This is a genomic window from Streptomyces sp. WY228, assembly GCF_019287315.1.
In the GTDB taxonomy this organism is placed as follows: Bacteria; Actinomycetota; Actinomycetes; order Streptomycetales; family Streptomycetaceae; genus Streptomyces; species Streptomyces caviscabies.
Genome location: NZ_CP079114.1, coordinates 4,076,239 through 4,094,544, shown reverse-complemented (window position 1 = coordinate 4,094,544; position 18,306 = coordinate 4,076,239). Strand labels below are relative to the sequence as shown.

Below are 18,306 nucleotides of genomic sequence, written 5' to 3'. Positions count from 1 at the left end.
CCGTACGTAACTACTAATAGCATAGCTACTTATTTTTAGTAAGCCACCTACGGCGGCGCAGTACTCTGGGGGTATGGCGGATCACAACGAACAGGCCTGTCAGCGGGTCGATGTGGGGATCAGTCGCGTCTTCGAGCTGTTCGGCAAGCGCTGGACCGGCCCGATCGTCTCGGTGCTGTTGCAGCGACCGGTGCACTTCGCCGAGTTGCGCCGGGCCATTCCCGGAATCAGCGAGCGCATGCTCTCGGACCGGCTGACCGAACTCGGCGCGGCCGGGCTGGTGATCCGTGAGGTCGACGAGGGGCCGCCGCTGCGCGTCGCGTACCGGCTCACCGAGGCCGGCGCCGCGATGGAGCCCGCGCTCAAGGAGCTCGGGCAGTGGGCGGACACCTACCTGGCGCCGGACCCCGGTACCGGCTGCTGACACCGGCTGCCGGTACCGGGGTGCCGGCAGCCGAATCGGCGGTACCGTCGTGCCCGGCCGCTGCTGGGCAGGGCCGCTGGCCGTGCGGAGAGCCGGGCAGCCGACGAGCGTGTACGAGGGTGGGGGAGGCGACGCTCCATGGGCGTAACCGGGACGACGATGCCTGAACAGCGTGCCGAGGGGCCGGGTCCGCGTATTCCGGTCGTGCCCGGGTTCGCCCGGCGCGGGGCCACGAGTTCACCGAAGGCGGCGGGCAAGGCGCTCCGCGACCGCGTGCCGAGGTCCTCGCACGCCTCGCTGGTCCTGCCGCAGGGCCGGCCGGACGCGGTGCGGGCGGTCGAGGAGTCGAACCGGGGCCGGGTGCCCGGACTGACGCCGATACGGGTGGGCCGGATGGCGGCGACCCCGTTCGCCTTCCTGCGGGGCGCGGCCGGACTGATGGCCCACGACCTGATGGGCAGCCCGGTCACCGGTGTCGGCGCCCAGCTCTGCGGCGACGCGCACGCGGCCAACTTCGGCCTCTACGGCGATGCCCGGGGCAGCCTGGTCATCGATCTCAACGACTTCGACGAGACCGTCTTCGGGCCCTGGGAATGGGACCTCAAGCGGCTCGCCACCTCCCTGGTGCTGGCCGGCCGGGCCGCCGGCGCCGACGAGGACACCTGCCGCCGGGGCGCGTACGACGCCGTCGGCGCCTACCGGCGCACGATGCGGCTGCTGTCCCGGCTGCCCGCCCTGGACGCCTGGAACGCCATCGCGGACGAGGAACTCGTCTCGCACACGGACGCGCGTGACCTGGTGGGCACCCTGGAACGGGTCTCGGAGAAGGCCCGCAACAACACCAGCGCCCGCTTCGCCGCCCGCTCCACCGAGGAGTGCCCGGACGGCGGCCGGCGCTTCGTCGACGCCCGGCCCGTGCTGCGCCGGGTGCCGGACGCCGAGGCCGCGGCGGTGGCCGCCGGGCTCGCCGGATACCTCTCCACCGTCTCCGAGGACCGGGTGCCGCTGCTGGCCCGGTACGCGATCCACGACGTGGCGTTCCGGGTGGTCGGCACCGGCAGCGTGGGCACCCGGTCGTATGTGGTGCTGCTGCTCGACCACCGGGGCGAGCCACTGGTCCTCCAGGTGAAGGAAGCGCGCCCCTCGGTGCTCGCGCCCTATCTGCCCGCGGTCGGTTTCGACGTGCCGGAGGTGGCGCACGAGGGCCGCCGGGTGGTGCTCGGACAGAAGCGGATGCAGGTCGTCAGCGACATCCTGCTCGGCTGGGCGGACGTCGACGGCAGGCAGTTCCAGGTCCGGCAGTTCCGTAACCGCAAGGGCAGCGTGGACCCCGCCGCGCTCGCCGCCGACCAGGTGGACGACTACGGGCGGATGACCGGTGCGCTGCTCGCCCGGGCGCACGCGCACAGCGCCGATCCCCGGCTGCTGGCGGGCTACTGCGGCAAGAACGACGAACTCGACGAGGCGGTGGCCGCGTTCGCGGTGACGTACGCCGACCGTACGGAGGCGGATCACGCCGAACTGGTGCGGGCGATCAACGCGGGCAGGCTGGCCGCCGAGTTCGGTGTGTGACCGGACCGTGAGGCGGTGGGCCCCGGCGCCGGGGCCCACCGTGTGTGCCGGGCCGCCCGGCCGTGGCCATACGCTGGACGGGTGAGCGACGAAGCCGCCGGGGTGCCGACCACCCGGAACGATGAAGACCGGCAGGACAACGACCGGCAGGACAGCGGCCGGACGGACGCGCCCGGGCCCGCCCCGGAGGCGCAGGACGCCCCGGGCGCGCCGGGTGACTCCGGGGCCGCGGACGCCGCTGCCGGGGAGCCGGTCGGCGCCGAGGACGCCGCGCCGCGGCCCGAGGCGCGGCTGGCCAGGGCGGTGCAGGCCGCCGAGCAGGCGTTGATCGAGTTCGAGATCGCGGTGGAGACCTTCCGGGTGGAGGTCGAGAACTTCTCCCGGCTGCACCACCAGAAGCTCGGCCCGATGTACACCCGTCTCGACGAGCTGGACGCGCTGATCGCCGAGGCGCGGGCGGCCAGGACCGGTGACCCGGAGGACGAGCGCAAGGCGCGCGAGGCGCGGGCCGTCGTCATGCCGATGCCCGGGGTCGACGAGCTGTTCCACGACTGGATGGACACCGACGGGCTGTCCCCCGAGGCCGCGGCCATGCTCACCGAACAGCCGGTCCGGCCGCCGAAGCGGGTCCGGCCGAGCGAGGAGGCCCGCAGGCTCTACCGGGAGCTGGCCCGCAAGGCGCACCCGGACCTCGCCCAGGACGAGCCGGAGCGGCAGCGCCGCGACGAGTTCATCGCCCGGGTGAACGCCGCCTACGGGCGGGGTGACATCGAGCTGCTCAAGGAGCTCGTGGCGGAGTGGGAGGCCGGCCCGGCGCAGCCCCCGACGCCGCTGAGCGAGAGCGAGGAGCTCTACGCCCGGCTGGAGTGGCTCAGCCGGCGCAAGGAGCTGCTGACGGTGCTCGCCAAGGAGCTGGAGGAGGGCGCGATCGGCTCGATGCTGCGGATGGCGCCGGACGACCCGGACCAGCTGCTGGAGGACATCGCGGAGCAGCTGCTCGGCGAGGTGTCCCGGCGCGAGGCCGAGCTCGCGGAGCTGGTGCAGTAGCGTTCCGGGTGACTCCGCCGCGCAGGCACGAGACCTCCGTACGAGGTCCGTGTACGCGGCCCGCGTACCGAGGTCCGGTACGGCGCCCGGGGCCGCGACCCCGGGACGGCAACTTCACGATCGCACGAGAGAAGGCATGACCCATGAATTTCGCCCCGCTGCCCTCGGTGGACGCCGCGGCGGTGCCGTCGGACGGCTTTGTCCTGGACGTCCGTGAGAACGACGAGTGGGCGGCCGGTCACGTCGAGGGTGCGCTGCACATCCCGATGAGCGACTTCGTGGGCCGGTTCGGCGAGCTGACCGAGGCCGCCGAGGACGGCCGGCGCGTGCATGTGATGTGCCGGGTCGGCGGCCGGTCGGCCCAGGTCACCCAGTACCTGGTCCAGCAGGGCGTCGACGCCGTGAACATCGACGGCGGCATGCAGGCCTGGGACGGCGCCGGGCGCCCGATGGTCACGGACAACGGGACGCCCGCCTTCGTCCTCTGACTCCTGACGTCCTCTGACGCCTTACGAGGCCGGCGCGGCCCCGCTCTGCGGCTTCAGCCGAGCGGATGGGCGGCCAGCAGGTCGCCCAGCGCCTCCTCATGGGCCGCGGCCGGCCCGAGGGAGAGCTCGATCTGCTTCGCCCAGGCGTGGAAGCGGTGCAGCGGGTAGTCGGTGTCCGCGCCGAAGCCGCCGTGCAGATGCTGGGCGGTCTGCACGACACGGCGGACGCCGTCGGAGGCCCAGATCTTCGCCACGGCGACATCGCCCGCGGCGGGCAGCGGGCCCCCGGCGTCGGTGGAGATCCGCCAGGCGGCCTGCCAGAGCGTCGCCTCCATAGCCCGCAGATCGATGTACCGGTCGGCGGCCTGGACCGCCACCGCCTGGAACGTGGCGACCGGGAACCCGAACTGCTCGCGCCTGCCGGTGTATTCGGCGGTCATCGCGAGCACCCGCTCGCCCAGCCCGAGCGCGAGCGCGCAGGTTCCCGTGGTGAGCAGGGACCGCAGCCACTCCCAGCAGCCCGGCGCGTCGATCAGCTCGCGGGCCGTCACGCGTACGCCGTCGAGCCGGACCTCGGCCAGGCGTTCACCGCTGGTGGAGACCTGGTCCGCCAGGGTGACGCCCTCGCGGGTACGGGGCACGAGGGCCAGGACCGGCCGGCCCCCGGCGGTGTGCGCGGGCACGGCGATCCGGTCGGCCACCTGAGCCCAGGGAACCGCGGACTGCACCCCGTCGAGCACCCAGCCGGAGCCTCCGGCCGGGCCGCCGGTCTTCCCGCCGCCCTCGCTGCCGGTCTGTCCGTCCTCCTCGCCGTCCCGCACCCCGTACGGCCGTGCGAAGACGGCGAGTTCGGCCGGATCGTGGCCGCTGCGTCCGTTGGCGCCGACGGTCAGGATCAGTTCGCCCCGCCCGGCCCGGGGCAGCAGCTCCGCCGCGAGGGTGCGGTCGCCGAACCGCTCGATGGCCATCGCCACCGCACAGCTCTCCAGCAACGGGACCCGCGCCAGCACCTTGGCCGACTCCCGCAGGACCAGGCAGAGCGCGATCGGGTCCAGGCCCGCGCCCCCGTGGTCCGGCGACAGCGTGAGCCCGAGCAGGTCCGTGCGCCCCAGCTCGTGCCAGAGCCGGCGGTCGATGTCCTCCGCCACGGCCCCCGGGGTCAGGGCGGGGCTGGGCGCGCGGTCGGGTGCGACGTCCGAGAAGACGGCCCGGGCCGCTTCGACGGCCGCCTGCTGTTCCTCGGTGAAGGTGAAGTCCACTGTCCCGGCCTCCCGTTGACCATCGACGACCTGACGGGCCGTCAAGATAGAACAGGTTCTATGGGAAGGGAACAGTGCGCGGCGGCCCGGGGGCCACGTCAGCCGACTCGGCTGCCTCAGCGGTCGAAGTCGAGCTCCACCTCCGGGGTGAGCGGATGCGACTGGCAGGCCAGCACGAAGCCCGCCCCGGTCTCCTCCGGCTCCAGCGCGAAGTTGCGGTCCATCCGGACCTCGCCCGATACGAGGAAGGCCCGGCAGGTCCCGCACACCCCTCCCTTGCAGGCGTACGGAGCGTCCGCACGGCTGCGCAGCACCGTCTCCAGCAGGGATTCGGAGTCCTGTACCGGCCAGCTGCCCGAACGGCCGTGGAGGGTGGCCGTCAGCATGGCGTCGGCCGGGGCGGCGACCTTGACCCCCGTCACATCGGTGGGGCCCTCGTCGACGTGGAAGATCTCCTGGTGGACCCGGGAACGGTCGACGCCGAGCGCTTTCAGGGCCTTCTCCGTGCCCCGTACGAGGCCGAGCGGTCCGCACAGGAACCAGCCGTCCACCTCCGGCACCGGGAGCACGGCGGGCAGCAGACCGGTGAGCCGTTCGGCGTCGAGCCGCCCGGAGGGGAGCCCGGCCGACTGCTCCTCCCGGGAGAGCGCGGTGACCAGCTGGAAGCGGTCCGGACAGCGGTCCTTGAGGTCGGCCACCTCGTCGAGGAACATCGTCGAGGCCGCCGTGCGGTCGCTGCGGATCAGGCAGAACCGGGCCGCCGGCTCACGGTCGAGCAGGGTGGCCGCCATCGACAGCACCGGGGTGATGCCGCTGCCGCCGACCACCGCGGCGAACAGGCCCGGGCGCGGCTTCAGGACGAAGCGGCCCATCGGAGGCATGGCCTCCACCTGGTCCCCGACAGCCAGTTCCTTCAGGGCGTACGTGGAGAACGCCCCGCCCTCGACCCTGCGGATGCCCACGCGCAGCACCGGTTCGCCGGGCTGCTCGGCGGCCGGTGCGCAGATCGAGTAGGAGCGGCGGACCTCCTGGCCGTCCACGGTGAAGCGCACGTTCAGATGCTGGCCGGGGGTGTGGCGGAAGGTCTCGCGCAGCTCGGCGGGCACGGCGAAGGTGACGGCCACCGCGTCGTCCGTGATCCGTTCGATCGCGCTGACCCGGAGCGGATGGAACATCTACAACTCCTTGAAGTGGTCGAACGGTTCGCGGCAGGCGACGCAGCGGCGCAGGGCCTTGCACGCCGTGGAGGAGAACCGGCTGAGCAGCTCCGTGTCCGTGGAGCCGCAGTGCGGGCAGCGCACCGAGAGCGTCAGCGGCACGGGGCCGCCGTCCGCGCTGTGGGCGCGCGGCGGGGCTATGCCGAACTCGGCGAGCTTGCGGCGGCCTTCGGCGCTGATGTCGTCCGTCGACCAGGCCGGCGCCAGGACCGTGACCACGGAGACCTCCGGCACGCCGTGGTCGTGCAGCACCCGCTCGATGTCGGCGGACATCGCCTCGATCGCCGGGCAGCCGGTGTAGGTCGGGGTGAGATGCACGGTCACCCGGCCGGGGCCGTCCACCCGCACGTCCCGCAGCACGCCGAGCTCCGCCAGGGTCAGCACCGGCAGCTCGGGGTCCGGCACGGAACCGGCGAGGCCGCGCAGCTCCGCCTCCAGCAGGGTGTCGGTCACCATGACGCCCCCGGATGACTGCGGTGCAGATGCTGCATCTCGGCGAGCATGCGGCCGAACGACTCGGTGTGCAGGCCCTGCCGGCCCGCGCCCGCCGCCCAGCCCCCGGACCGCGGGCCCGCGGGGAGGGTCAGAGTGGCGCGCTCGACGACCTCGGTGACGGCGGCGAGCCACCTGCTCTCCAGCGCCTGCCGGTCGACACCGGATTCCGGGGCGTCGAGCCCTTCGACCGGCTGGAACATCTCGCCGGTGAACCGCCACAGCGCGTCCAGGCCACTCTGCATCCGGCGGTGGCTCTCCTCGGTGCCGTCGCCGAGCCTGAGGACCCACTGTTCGGCGTGGTCGCGGTGGTAGGCCACTTCCTTGACGGCCTTGGCCGCCAGGCCGCTGAACTCGCCGTCCCCGGCCGCGAGACGCTCGTACAGCAGGTGCTGGTACACCGAGAAGTAGAGCTGCCGGGCGATGGTGTGGGCGAAGTCCCCGTTCGGCTGTTCGACCAGCTGGAGGTTGCGGAAGGCACGCTCCTCGCGGAGGTAGGCGAGCTCGTCCTCGTCGCCGACGAGCGAGAGCAGCACCCGGGCCTGTCCGAGCAGGTCCAGGGCGATGTTGGCGAGCGCCACCTCCTCCTCCAGGACGGGGGCGTGACCGGCCCACTCCCCCAGCCGGTGCGAGAGCACCAGCGCGTCGTCGCCGAGGGCGAGTGCGGCGCTCACAGGTGCTTCACCCCGTCCGGGATCTCGTAGAACGTCGGGTGGCGGTAGGGCTTGTCGGCGGCCGGCTCGAAGAAGGAGTCCTTCTCGTCGGGGGAGGAGGCGGTGATCTCGGTGGACGGGACCACCCAGATCGAGACGCCCTCCGAGCGGCGGGTGTAGAGGTCACGGGCGTTGCGCAGGGCCATCTCGGCGTCCGGCGCGTGCAGGCTGCCCGCATGGGTGTGGGACAGTCCGCGCCGCGAACGCACGAACACCTCCCACAGGGGCCAGTCGGTCGAGCTGCTCATGCCGTCTCCTCCACATGCTGCGCGGACGCGCTGTTCTGTGCCGATGCCCGGGCTGCCGCCGGGGCGTGCTTGGCGGCGTACGCGGCTGCCGCGTCCCGGACCCAGGCGCCTTCCTCATGGGCCGTGCGCCGCTGGGTGATGCGCTGTTCGTTGCAGGGGCCGTTGCCCTTGAGGACCGCCTGGAACTCGGCCCAGTCGATCGCGCCGAAATCGTGCCGGCCCAGCTCCTCGTTCCACCGGATGTCGGGGTCCGGAAGCTCCAGGCCCAGCGCCTCGGCCTGGGGCACGCAGATGTCCACGAAGCGCCGGCGCAGCTCGTCGTTGGAGTGCCGCTTGATCTTCCAGGCCATGGACTGCTCGGAGTGCGAGGAGGCGTCGTCGGGCGGGCCGAACATCATCAGGGAGGGCCACCACCAGCGGTTCACCGCGTCCTGGGCCATGGCGTGCTGGGCCTCGGTGCCACGGCTGAGGGCGAGCAGCAGCTCGTACCCCTGGCGCTGGTGGAAGGACTCCTCCTTGCAGATGCGGACCATCGCGCGGGCGTACGGGCCGTAGGAGCAGCGGCAGAGCGGCACCTGGTTGGTGATCGCCGCCCCGTCCACCAGCCAGCCGATCGCACCGACGTCGGCCCAGGTCAGCGTGGGGTAGTTGAAGATCGACGAATAGCGCTGGCGGCCCGCGTGCAGCTTGTCGAGCAGCTCCTCGCGGCTGGTGCCCAGGGTCTCGGCGGCGCTGTAGAGATACAGGCCGTGGCCCGCCTCGTCCTGCACCTTGGCCATGAGGATCGCCTTGCGGCGCAGCGAGGGCGCCCGGGTGATCCAGTTGGCCTCGGGCTGCATGCCGATGATCTCGGAGTGGGCGTGCTGGGCCATCTGGCGGACCAGCGTCGCGCGGTAGGCGTCGGGCATCCAGTCGCGCGGCTCGATCCGCTCGTCCGCCGCGACCGTCGCGTCGAAGGCCGCGAGAAGGTCCGCGCCCGCCCCGTCCACCGCATCCGCCGTGCCGAGCGTCTTCTGCGTCGTCTGGTCCGCAGTCACTGCCGCCATCCCGGGCTCCCTACCGACCGATCGTTCGGTTCCTTGACTTCAATGGTGAGTCGGAGGCCCGTAGGGTGTCAACCCTGTGGATAACTGAGTGGTGATCGACGGTGAGCGGGGCGGGATGGATTCGGACCACGACAGGAGCTCTGCGGGCGGGGGGAAGGACGCCTGGCCGCAGGCGTCGAACCGGCCGGCGGAAGCGCGAAGCACCCCCGAAGCCATACCGCCGCCCTCGGCACCGGTGGCGGAGCCCTCGGACACGGGCCGGGGCATGGCGGGGCTCTCCTTCCCCTACCAGGTGGTGGCGGCCCTGGCGCTGTCCCTGATCGGGCTGCTCGCCTGCACCCAGGTGGCCATGGTGTTCCTGCACGTCGCCCCGTCCAACACGCTGACCAAGCAGCACGGGAAGTCGATCGACCGCTGGATCTACCCGGAGTTCGAGCAGAACTGGAAGCTCTTCGCGCCCAACCCGCTCCAGCAGAACGTCGCGGTCCATGTGCGGGCCGATGTGGTGGGGGCCGACGGCCGCCACACCACGAGGTGGATGAACCTCACCCATGAGGACGGCGAAGCGATACGCGGCAGCCTCTTCCCCAGCCATGTGGCCCAGAACGAGCTCCGCCGGGGCTGGGACTTCTACGTCAACTCCCACGACAGCGAGAACCGCCCCAACGGCCTGCGCGGCGATCTCTCCGAGCGCTACGTGCGGCGCATCGCGATGCTGCGGCTGAGCGAGCGCGACTACGGCGGCACGATCGAACGCATCCAGCTCCGCTCCGCCACCAGCTCCATCGCCCCGCCCCCGTGGAGCAACGAGAAGATCAGCACCCGGCCCGCCTACCGCGTACTCCCCTGGTGGACCGTGACCCCGGACGATCTTCCCGAGCGCGGCGCGGAACAGCGTGCGGCGGAACAGCGGGACACGGAGCACGGCGTGGAGGAGAACCGGTGACCGTCCCCCCGCCCGCGACCCCGCAGGACGCGGCCCAGCAGCCCACGGCCCCCCGCCCGGGCGCCCCCCGCCCCGGCGCACCCCTCAGCGGCCCGGCCCGTGCCCTCCAGCGCGTCACCGCCTCGGCCCTCGGCCCGTACCAGAGCGCCGTCGTCCGGATCGGCTTCGCCGCCACCTACCTCTTCTTCCTGCTGCGCGAGCTGCCGCACCGCCATGAGCTGTACGGCCCGGACAGCCCGTGGCACTGGGACCTGGCCCGCCAGCTCACCAACGGCAACGAGGCCTTCTCCGTCCTCATGTGGACCGACAGCACGGTCTGGTTCGAGGCGGTGTACGCCCTCACCCTGCTGTCCGCGGCGGCGCTGATGCTCGGCTGGCGGACCCGGACCATGTCCGTCCTCTTCATGGTCGGCGTGCTCTCGGTGCAGAACCGCAGCATCTTCATGGGCGACGGCGGCGACAACGTCGTCCACCTCATGGCGATCTACCTGGTGCTGACGCGCTGTGCGCAGGTCTGGTCGCTGGACGCCCGCCGTGCGGCGCGCAACGCGCAGCGCGCTGCGGCGGGCCTGCCGCCGCTGCGGGACATCGTGGGCCCGGTGCTCTGGGTGCTCCTCGGTCCCGTCCTCGTGACGGCCACGCTGATGGGCGGGCTCGGCGGCACCTGGTGGCTGCCGACGCTGCTGTGGGTGATCTGGCTCTCCGCCGCCGCCTGGTGGGCCGTGAACCGCTACCTGCCGCAGAGCGAGCCCCGCACCCTGCTCGACGTGCTGGCCAACCTCGGGCACAACGCCACGCTCGCCGTGATCATGGCCGAGGTCTGTCTGATCTACGCGACCGCCGGCTGGTACAAGATCCAGGGTTCGCGCTGGCAGGACGGCACCGCGCTCTACTACCCGCTGAACCTCGACTACTTCACCCCGTGGCCCGCCCTGTCGGACATCCTGGGCGCCAGCGGGCTGATGGTGATGGTGCTGACGTACGGCACGGTCATCGTCCAGGTCGCCTTTCCGTTCACGCTGTTCAACCGGCGGGTCAAGAACGTCCTGCTGGTCGCGATGATCTGCGAGCACGCGGGGATCGCCCTGCTGCTCGGGCTGCCGTTCTTCTCCATGGCGATGATCGCGGCCGACGCGGTGTTCCTGCCGACGGCCTTCCTCGTCTGGCTGGGCGCCCGCGCCACGACCGGCAGGCGCCGGCTGCTCGCCGGGCTGCCCGGCCGGTCCCGTACGCCGGGGAAGGACGGGAAGCCCGGTGCCGACGACGGATCCGACGGCCGGTCGGCGGCCGGTCCGGCGAAGGACGGTCACGGCGGTACGCAGGAGCCCCGGCTCCAGGGCGGCGGCGGGGGCCATACGCTCGTCGGGTGAGCAGTGAGACCGGCAGAACCCAGCAGCCCCCCGCGGAACAGCCCCCGACGGATCCCCTCCCGGCAGAGGCCCTCCCGACGGAGCCTCTCCAGTACGACGACGGCTACGGCCAGACGATCGGCGTCGGGCCGCACCCGCTGCCCTGGCCCGAGGGCGAGCGCTACGACCCCGAGCTGCTGGCCCAGGGCGACCGGCGCAACGTCGGCGACGCCTACCGCTACTGGACGCGGGAGGCGATCGTCGCCGATCTCGATCTGCGGCGGCACGACTTCCACGTAGCCGTGGAGAACTGGGGCCACGACTTCAACATCGGCTCGGTGGTGCGGACCGCCAACGCCTTCCTGGCCAAGGAGATCCACATCGTGGGCCGCCGCCGCTGGAACCGGCGCGGCGCCATGGTCACCGACCGCTACCAGCATGTGCGCCACCATCCCGACACGGCCGACCTGACCGCCTGGGCGGCGGCCGAGGGGCTGCCGATCATCGGGATCGACAACCTCCCCGGCGCCGTGCCGCTGGAGCGCACCGAGCTGCCGCGCCGGTGCGTCCTGCTGTTCGGGCAGGAGGGGCCGGGCCTGACCGAGGAGGCGCGGAAGCACGCCTCGATGGTGTGCTCGATCGCGCAGTTCGGCTCGACCCGGTCCATCAACGCCGGCGCCGCCGCGGCCATCGCGATGCACGCGTGGGTGCAGCGCTACGCCGACGTCCCGGACCCGCGAGAGACCCGCTAGTCACGCCTGGCGGCGCACCTCCACCACCCGGAAGCGGTTGGCGACGAACGCCCCGTCGCACAGGGCCGCGTTCGCGGCGGGGTTGCCGCCGGAGCCGTGGAAGTCGGAGAAGGCCGCGGTCTGGTTGACGTAGACCCCACCGGTCAGGTTCAGCGAGAGCTGGGCCGACTCGTCCAGGCAGACGTCCTCGACCGCCCGCTCCACCTCGGGGGAGGTGGTGTAGGCGCCGACCGTCATCGCCCCCTTGTCGCGGATCGTGCGGCGGAGCAGGTCCAGGGCGGCGGACGTCGACTCGACGGCGACGGCGAAGGACACCGGTCCGAAGCACTCCGAGAGGTACGCCGCGCCGTCGTCGGGCTTGGTGCCGTCGAGCTTCACGACGACCGGCGTACGGACGACCGCGTCGGGGAATTCGGCGTTCGCGACCGTCCGCGAGGCCAGTGCCACCTCGCCCAGCTCTCCCGCCGCCTCAACCCGGCCCCTGACGTCCGGGTTGACCAGCGCGCCGAGCAGGGCGGACGCGCGGGCGTCGTCGCCGAGCAGTCCGGTGACGGCCGCCGCCAGGTCGGTGACCACGTCGTCGTAGGACTTGGCGCCGTCGTCGGTGGCGATGCCGTCCCGGGGGATCAGCAGGTTCTGCGGGGTGGTGCACATCTGGCCGCTGTACAGCGAGAGCGAGAACGCCAGGTTGGCGAGCATGCCCCGGTAGTCGTCGGTGGAGTCGACGACGATCGTGTTGACGCCGGCCTTCTCCGTGTAGACCTGGGCCTGGCGGGCGTTCTCCTCCAGCCAGTCGCCGAAGGCGGTGGAGCCCGTGTAGTCGATGATCCGGATCTCGGGGCGGACCGCGAGGGTCTTGGCGATGCCCTCGCCGGGCCGTTCGGCGGCCAGTGCGACCAGATTCGGGTCGAAGCCCGCCTCGCTCAGCACCTCGCGGGCGATGGACACCGTGAGGGCCAGCGGCAGCACGGCGCGCGGGTGCGGCTTGACCAGCACCGGGTTGCCCGTGGCGAGCGAGGCGAAGACGCCGGGATAGCCGTTCCAGGTGGGGAAGGTGTTGCAGCCGATGACCAGCGCGACGCCGCGGCCGGACGTGATGAACGACTTGTGCAGCTTCAGCGGATCACGCTTGCCCTGCGGCTTGGACCAGTCGGCGGTCTCCGGGGTGCGGACCTGCTCGCGGTAGGCGTACGTCACGGCCTCCAGGCCGCGGTCCTGGGCGTGCGGGCCGCCCGCCTGGAACGCCATCATGAAGGCCTGGCCGCTCGTGTGCATCACCGCGTGGGCCAGCTCGTGGGTGCGGGCGCTGATCCGCGACAGGATCTCCAGACAGACCAGGGCCCGGATCTCCGGCCCCGCCGCCCGCCAGGCGCCCTGGCCGGCCTTCATCGCCGGCAGCAGGATGTCCACGTCGGCGTGCGGATACTCGACGCCGAGCTCCGGTCCGTACGGCGAGACCTCGCCGCCGGTCCAGCCGTCGGTGCCGGGCTGCCCCAGGTCGAACCGGGTGTTCAGCAGCGCGTCGAAGGCGGCCTTGCCCTCGGCCGCCCCCAGGCTGCCCGGGGCGCCGCCCTCGCCGTACGCCTTCGGGTGCTCGGGGTGCGGTGACCAGTACGCGCGGGTACTGATCACGTCGAGGGCCTGGTCGAGCGTGGGCCGGTGGGTCTCGGACAGCTGCTGGGGGGTGAGCGCGGCGGCCATGGCGGACCAACTCCTCATCGAGCCGGGCGGGGACGTACGGACGGAGTTAGAGTAACCGAACGATCGGTCGGGACAAGGGGCCCCGGGAAACCTGTGGACAACTTCGATGGTCCCCGCCTGTGCGGGGCTGATCCCTCATGGGGGAGGATCGCGGACATGACCACGGCCAAGCGGGACACGTACACACCGGAGACCCTGCTCACCGTCGCCGTCCGTGTGTTCAACGAGCGCGGCTACGACGGCACGTCCATGGAGCACCTCTCCCGGGCGGCGGGTATCTCGAAATCCTCCATCTACCACCATGTGGCGGGCAAGGAGGAACTGCTGCGCCGGGCCGTGAGCCGGGCGCTCGACGGGCTCTTCGCGATCCTCGACGAGCCGGGGGCGCAGCGCGGGCGCGCGGTCGAGCGGGTCGAGTACGTCACGCGCCGGACCGTCGACGTGCTGATGGCCGAGGTCCCCTACGTCACCCTGCTGCTGCGGGTGCGCGGCAACACGAAGACGGAACGCTGGGCGCTGGAGCGCCGCCGCGAGTTCGACCAGCGGGTCTCCGAGCTGCTCCAGGCGGCGGTCGCCGAGGGCGACCTCCGGGCGGACGTGGACATACGGCTGGCGACCCGGTTGCTGTTCGGCATGGTGAACTCGCTGGTCGAGTGGTACCGGCCGCAGCCGGGCGGTTTCCCGGGGGAGGAACAGCTCGCGGACACGGTCGTCCGCGGTCCGAGTTCGAGGCGCGGGCCGACGGCCGCTGAGCACTCCGTCGCCGGCTCGTCCGGCGTGTGCACCAGCAGCAGTACGTCGAAGTCACCGCTGACCAGCGCGATGTGCGTGGCCCCGGGCAGCGCCTGGAGCTGTTCGCGCACGGTGCGCCAGGAGTTCTGCACGATCTTGAGCGTGATGTACGCGGACGCCCCCTGGCCCGCCCGCTCGTGGTCGACCCGGGCGCCGAAACCGCGGATCACCCCGTCCTCGACGAGCCGGTTGATCCGGGCGTAGGCGTTGGCGCGCGAGACGTGGACCCGCTCGGCCACGGACCGTATCGAGGCGCGGCCGTCCGTCTGGAGGATCCGCAGGATGTCGCGGTCGATGGCGTCCAGCGGCCGGGCGGGCGGAAGCTCGCGGGGCGGCGGCCGAGCCTCGCCCTTGTCGGCCATTCGTTCAGCTGCCATCGGCCCGCGCCTCCCTGTCGTGGACGACCTGTACCCATCCCAGGCTGTGGAGAACCGTTTGTCCACAGGCTGGCGGTGCCTGTAGCCAAAATGCGCCCGCGACCGAACAATCGGTAGGTGAGGCACACCACACCCGTGCCTCGCCCGGCCCTCGACGTCTCGCTCCGATCGACACCATCAACACCCGTCGACACCGTCGATCGACCCGACACCGCCGATCGACACCCCTCGATCTCCCTCGATGCCAGGAGGTGCTTCTCATGACGGTCCAAGAGCTGCCCGGCGCGGCCGCCTACCGGCCCACGCCGCCCCCGGCCTGGAAGCCGATCACCGACCCCGCCCCGCTGCTCCCGGACCCGGAGCCCTACCGGGTGCTCGGTACGGACGCGGTCGCCGACGTCGACCCCGAGCTGTTGCTGCGGCTCCACGCCGAGCTGGTCCGCGGGCGCCGCTACAACGCCCAGGCGACCGCGCTGACGAAGCAGGGCCGGCTGGCGGTCTACCCGTCGAGCACCGGCCAGGAGGCGTGCGAGATCGCCGCCGCCCTGGTCCTGGAGGAGCGCGACTGGCTCTTCCCCAGTTACCGCGACACGCTGGCCGCCGTCGCACGCGGCCTGGACCCGGTCGAGGCGCTGACCCTGCTGAGAGGCGACCGGCACACCGGCTACGACCCGCGTGAGCACCGCATCGCCCCGCTGTGCACCCCGCTGGCCACGCAGCTCCCGCACGCCGTGGGGCTGGCGCACGCCGCCCGGCTCAAGGGCGACGACGTGGTGGCGCTCGCCATGGTCGGCGACGGCGGCACCAGCGAGGGCGACTTCCACGAGGCGCTGAACTTCGCGGCCGTCTGGAAGGCCCCGGTCGTCTTCTTCGTCCAGAACAACGGCTTCGCGATCTCCGTGCCGCTGGCCAAGCAGACCGCCGCCCCCTCCCTGGCCCACAAGGCCGTCGGATACGGAATGCCGGGCCGCCTCGTCGACGGCAACGACGCCGCCGCGGTGCACCAGGTGCTGAGCGAGGCCGTGGCCCGGGCCCGGCGCGGCGAGGGCCCGACGCTGGTCGAGGCGGTCACCTACCGCATGGAAGCCCACACCAACGCCGACGACGCCACCCGCTACCGGGTCGACAGCGAGGTCGAGGCCTGGAAGGCGCACGACCCGGTCCGGCTCCTGGAGCGCGAGCTGACCGAGCGCGGGCTGCTGGACGACGCGGGCATCGAGCAGGCGAAGGAGGCCGCCGAACGCATGGCCGCCGCCCTGCGCGACCGGATGAACGCCGATCCGGAGCTGACCCCGATGGACCTCTTCACCCATGTCTACGCCGAGCAGACCGGCCAGCTCCGGGAGCAGGCGGCGGCTCTGCGCGCCGAGCTGGACGCCGAGCAGGACCACGACGAGCACAGCGCGGAGGCAGGACGATGACCACCGCGGCAGCGACGGCCGGCGGACGTACGGCGAAGGCGAAACCGGCCACGATGGCGCAGGCCCTCGGGCGGGCGCTGCGCGACTCGATGGCCGAGGACCCGACGGTCCATGTGCTCGGTGAGGACGTGGGCACGCTCGGCGGGGTCTTCCGGATCACCGACGGGCTGGCGAAGGAGTTCGGCGACGACCGCTGCACCGACACCCCGCTGGCCGAGGCGGGCATCCTCGGCGCGGCCGTCGGCATGGCGATGTACGGGCTGCGGCCCGTGGTGGAGATGCAGTTCGACGCGTTCGCCTACCCGGCGTTCGAGCAGCTGATGAGCCATGTCGCCAAGATGCGCAACCGCACGGGCGGGGCCATGCCGCTGCCCATCACCGTGCGGGTGCCGTACGGCGGCGGCATCGGCGGGGTCGAGCACCACAGCGACTCCTCCGAGGCGTACTACATGGCCACCCCCGGTCTGCACGTCGTCACCCCGGCCACGGTCGAGGACGCGTACGGGCTGCTGCGGCAGTCGATCGCCTCGGACGACCCGGTGGTGTTCCTGGAGCCGAAGCGGCTCTACTGGTCCAAGGCCGACTGGTCGCCCGAGGCCCCCGCCGCGGTCGAGCCGATCGGCAAGGCGGTGGTGCGCCGCTCCGGCCGCAGCGCCACGCTGATCACGTACGGCCCCTCGCTGCCGGTCTGCATGGAGGCCGCCGAGGCGGCGGTCGCCGAGGGCTGGGACCTCGAAGTGGTGGACCTGCGTTCGCTGGTGCCGTTCGACGACGAGACGGTGGCCGCGTCGGTGCGGCGCACCGGGCGCGCGGTCGTCGTCCATGAATCCCCCGGTTTCGGCGGACCCGGCGGTGAGATCGCGGCCCGGATCACCGAGCGGTGCTTCCACCATCTGGAGGCCCCGGTGCTGCGGGTGGCCGGGTTCGACATCCCCTATCCGCCGCCCATGCTGGAGCGGCACCATCTGCCGGGAGTGGACCGGGTGCTCGACGCGGTGGCCCGGCTGCAGTGGGAGGCGGACAGCTGATGGCCCAGGTGCTGGAGTTCAAACTGCCGGACCTCGGTGAGGGACTGACCGAGGCGGAGATCGTCCGCTGGCTGGTGGAGGTCGGCGATGTCGTCGCCATCGACCAGCCCGTCGTCGAGGTCGAGACGGCCAAGGCCATGGTGGAGGTGCCCTGCCCCTACGGGGGTGTGGTGACCGCGCGGTTCGGCGAGGAGGGTACGGAACTTCCCGTCGGCGCACCGCTGCTGACCGTCGCCGTCGGAGCGGCGGAGGGGTCTTCCGGCTCCGCCCCCTCCCCTTCCTCCCCTTCCTCCCCTTCCTCTTCCCTCTCCTCCGGCTCCGGCACGGAGTCCTCGGGCGGCTCGGGGAACGTGCTTGTGGGATACGGGACCGGCGCACCGGCGGCACGCCGTCGGCGCATCCGTCCCGACCGTCTCGACCGGGCGGTGGCCGAGGCTCCGGTCTCCGTTGCTCCGGTGGTCGCGGCCCCGGTGGCCGAGGTGCTGGTTGCCGAAGCCCCGGTGCACGAGGGGCCCGTGCCGGTGGTCTCTCCGCTGGTACGCCGCCTGGCCCGGCAGCACGACATCGATCTGCGGCGGCTGGCGGGCTCGGGCCCCGACGGGCTGATCCTGCGCGCCGACGTCGACCGGGCGATCCGGACGGCGGAGGAGACCGCGGCGGCGACGGCCCGGGTCCAGGCGCCGGTGGCGGCCGTGGTCGCGGCCCCGAACGGCGTGGCCGCCGCTTCGGACGCCGAACGGATCCCGCTGCGCGGGGTGCGCGGCGCGGTCGCCGACAAGCTGTCGCGCAGCCGCACCGAGATTCCGGACGCCACCTGCTGGGTCGACGCCGACGCCACCGAACTGATGGCGGTCCGGGCCGCGATGAACGCCGCCACGGGCCCGTCCGCCGGGCCCAAGGTGTCGGTCCTGGCCCTGCTGGCGCGGATCTGCACGGCGGCGCTGGCCCGGTTCCCCGAGCTCAACGCCACCGTGGACACGGCGGCCCGGGAGATCGTCCGGCTGCCCGGCGTGCACCTCGGGTTCGCGGCCCAGACCGAGCGGGGCCTCGTCGTTCCGGTCGTCCGGGACGCGCACACCCGTAACGCCGAGTCGATCGGGGCCGAGATCGCCCGGCTGACCGAGCTGGCGCGGACCGGGAAGCTCAGCCCGGCCCAGCTGACCGGGGGCACGTTCACGCTGAACAACTACGGGGTGTTCGGGGTCGACGGTTCGACGCCGATCATCAACCACCCGGAAGCGGCGATGCTCGGCGTCGGCCGGATCATGCCCAAGCCCTGGGTGCACCAGGGCGAACTGGCCGTACGTCAGGTCGTCCAGCTGTCCCTCACCTTCGACCACCGGGTGTGCGACGGCGGAACGGCGGGCGGCTTCCTCCGGTATGTGGCGGACTGCGTGGAGCAGCCGGCGGTGTTGCTGCGCACCCTGTAGCCGT

At 72.5% G+C, this 18,306-nt stretch carries 17 protein-coding genes and 2 pseudogenes; 11 read left to right on the top strand and 8 right to left on the bottom strand.

The window, feature by feature from the left end; genetic code table 11:
- Positions 1–73 precede the first annotated feature (73 nt).
- The 4 genes from KV381_RS17890 (at position 74) to KV381_RS17875 (ending at position 3,531) form a co-directional block, all read left to right on the top strand.
- On the top strand, positions 74–424 hold the full coding sequence (locus KV381_RS17890) for a helix-turn-helix domain-containing protein (protein WP_030077141.1): 351 nt from the start codon (positions 74–76) through the stop codon (positions 422–424).
- A gap of 159 nt (positions 425–583) precedes the next feature.
- Entirely contained in the window at positions 584–1,996 is a 1,413-nt protein-coding gene (locus KV381_RS17885; RefSeq protein ID WP_373461049.1) for a DUF2252 domain-containing protein, read from the top strand.
- An 81-nt stretch (positions 1,997–2,077) separates the two neighbouring features.
- Positions 2,078–3,043 (top strand): J domain-containing protein, encoded by a 966-nt coding sequence (locus tag KV381_RS17880; protein WP_218785657.1) that lies wholly within the window; start codon positions 2,078–2,080, stop codon positions 3,041–3,043.
- A 143-nt stretch (positions 3,044–3,186) separates the two neighbouring features.
- The gene (locus KV381_RS17875) at positions 3,187–3,531 is read left to right on the top strand and encodes a rhodanese-like domain-containing protein (RefSeq protein WP_030077135.1); all 345 of its coding nucleotides are present in this window, start codon (positions 3,187–3,189) and stop codon (positions 3,529–3,531) included.
- 53 nt (positions 3,532–3,584) lie between these two features.
- Here the strand turns inward: KV381_RS17875 and KV381_RS17870 are convergent, their stop codons facing one another.
- The 6 genes from KV381_RS17870 to paaA form a co-directional block, all read right to left on the bottom strand.
- Positions 3,585–4,790, bottom strand: a complete 1,206-nt coding sequence (locus tag KV381_RS17870) for an acyl-CoA dehydrogenase family protein (protein ID WP_218787246.1) — start codon at positions 4,788–4,790, stop codon at positions 3,585–3,587.
- A 116-nt stretch (positions 4,791–4,906) separates the two neighbouring features.
- The gene (locus tag KV381_RS17865) at positions 4,907–5,965 is read right to left on the bottom strand and encodes a 2Fe-2S iron-sulfur cluster-binding protein (RefSeq protein WP_218785655.1); all 1,059 of its coding nucleotides are present in this window, start codon (positions 5,963–5,965) and stop codon (positions 4,907–4,909) included.
- Positions 5,966–6,463 (bottom strand): 1,2-phenylacetyl-CoA epoxidase subunit PaaD, encoded by a 498-nt coding sequence (paaD, locus tag KV381_RS17860; RefSeq protein WP_030077129.1) that lies wholly within the window; start codon positions 6,461–6,463, stop codon positions 5,966–5,968.
- Complete coding sequence (gene paaC, locus KV381_RS17855; RefSeq protein WP_098025339.1) at positions 6,457–7,173, bottom strand: 1,2-phenylacetyl-CoA epoxidase subunit PaaC; 717 nt, start codon at positions 7,171–7,173, stop codon at positions 6,457–6,459. The genes paaD and paaC overlap by 7 nt, the downstream gene beginning before the upstream one ends.
- The gene (paaB, locus tag KV381_RS17850) at positions 7,170–7,460 is read right to left on the bottom strand and encodes a 1,2-phenylacetyl-CoA epoxidase subunit PaaB (protein ID WP_018489793.1); all 291 of its coding nucleotides are present in this window, start codon (positions 7,458–7,460) and stop codon (positions 7,170–7,172) included. The genes paaC and paaB overlap by 4 nt, the downstream gene beginning before the upstream one ends.
- Positions 7,457–8,506: a 1,2-phenylacetyl-CoA epoxidase subunit PaaA gene (paaA, locus tag KV381_RS17845; protein ID WP_030626659.1), complete on the bottom strand. Its 1,050-nt coding sequence runs from the start codon at positions 8,504–8,506 to the stop codon at positions 7,457–7,459. Before paaA ends, paaB begins: the two co-directional genes overlap by 4 nt.
- A 115-nt stretch (positions 8,507–8,621) precedes the next feature.
- On the opposite strand from paaA, the gene KV381_RS17840 reads away from it, so the two are divergent.
- The 3 genes from KV381_RS17840 to KV381_RS17830 are packed head-to-tail and all read left to right on the top strand — an operon-like array spanning position 8,622 to position 11,553.
- Positions 8,622–9,452, top strand: coding sequence for a DUF5819 family protein (locus KV381_RS17840; RefSeq protein ID WP_167396370.1), 831 nt, complete (start codon positions 8,622–8,624; stop codon positions 9,450–9,452).
- Positions 9,449–10,822 carry an HTTM domain-containing protein gene (locus KV381_RS17835; protein ID WP_218785653.1) on the top strand — a complete coding sequence of 458 codons (1,374 nt, stop codon included), beginning with the start codon at positions 9,449–9,451 and terminating at the stop codon, positions 10,820–10,822. The genes KV381_RS17840 and KV381_RS17835 overlap by 4 nt, the downstream gene beginning before the upstream one ends.
- On the top strand, positions 10,819–11,553 hold the full coding sequence (locus KV381_RS17830; protein ID WP_030077116.1) for a TrmH family RNA methyltransferase: 735 nt from the start codon (positions 10,819–10,821) through the stop codon (positions 11,551–11,553). The genes KV381_RS17835 and KV381_RS17830 overlap by 4 nt, the downstream gene beginning before the upstream one ends.
- On the opposite strand, the gene paaN is transcribed toward KV381_RS17830, so the two are convergent.
- Positions 11,554–13,254: a phenylacetic acid degradation protein PaaN gene (gene paaN, locus KV381_RS17825; RefSeq protein ID WP_030626657.1), complete on the bottom strand. Its 1,701-nt coding sequence runs from the start codon at positions 13,252–13,254 to the stop codon at positions 11,554–11,556.
- Between the two features lie 156 nt (positions 13,255–13,410).
- Between paaN and KV381_RS17820 the strand changes: the two are divergent.
- Positions 13,411–13,971: pseudogene (locus KV381_RS17820) on the top strand (TetR/AcrR family transcriptional regulator); the annotation flags it as partial.
- 44 nt (positions 13,972–14,015) lie between these two features.
- On the opposite strand, the pseudogene KV381_RS17815 reads toward KV381_RS17820, so the two are convergent.
- Positions 14,016–14,423 (bottom strand): annotated as a pseudogene (locus KV381_RS17815) (Lrp/AsnC family transcriptional regulator); the annotation flags it as partial.
- A 260-nt stretch (positions 14,424–14,683) separates the two neighbouring features.
- On the opposite strand from KV381_RS17815, the gene pdhA reads away from it, so the two are divergent.
- From pdhA to KV381_RS17800, 3 genes are read left to right on the top strand one after another with little or no spacing between them, the layout of a single operon-like run.
- Positions 14,684–15,844, top strand: coding sequence for a pyruvate dehydrogenase (acetyl-transferring) E1 component subunit alpha (gene pdhA / locus KV381_RS17810; RefSeq protein WP_030626652.1), 1,161 nt, complete (start codon positions 14,684–14,686; stop codon positions 15,842–15,844).
- The gene (locus KV381_RS17805; protein ID WP_098025346.1) at positions 15,841–16,872 is read left to right on the top strand and encodes an alpha-ketoacid dehydrogenase subunit beta; all 1,032 of its coding nucleotides are present in this window, start codon (positions 15,841–15,843) and stop codon (positions 16,870–16,872) included. Before pdhA ends, KV381_RS17805 begins: the two co-directional genes overlap by 4 nt.
- Complete coding sequence (locus tag KV381_RS17800; RefSeq protein WP_218785651.1) at positions 16,872–18,302, top strand: dihydrolipoamide acetyltransferase family protein; 1,431 nt, start codon at positions 16,872–16,874, stop codon at positions 18,300–18,302. The genes KV381_RS17805 and KV381_RS17800 overlap by 1 nt, the downstream gene beginning before the upstream one ends.
- Positions 18,303–18,306: the final 4 nt, after the last annotated feature.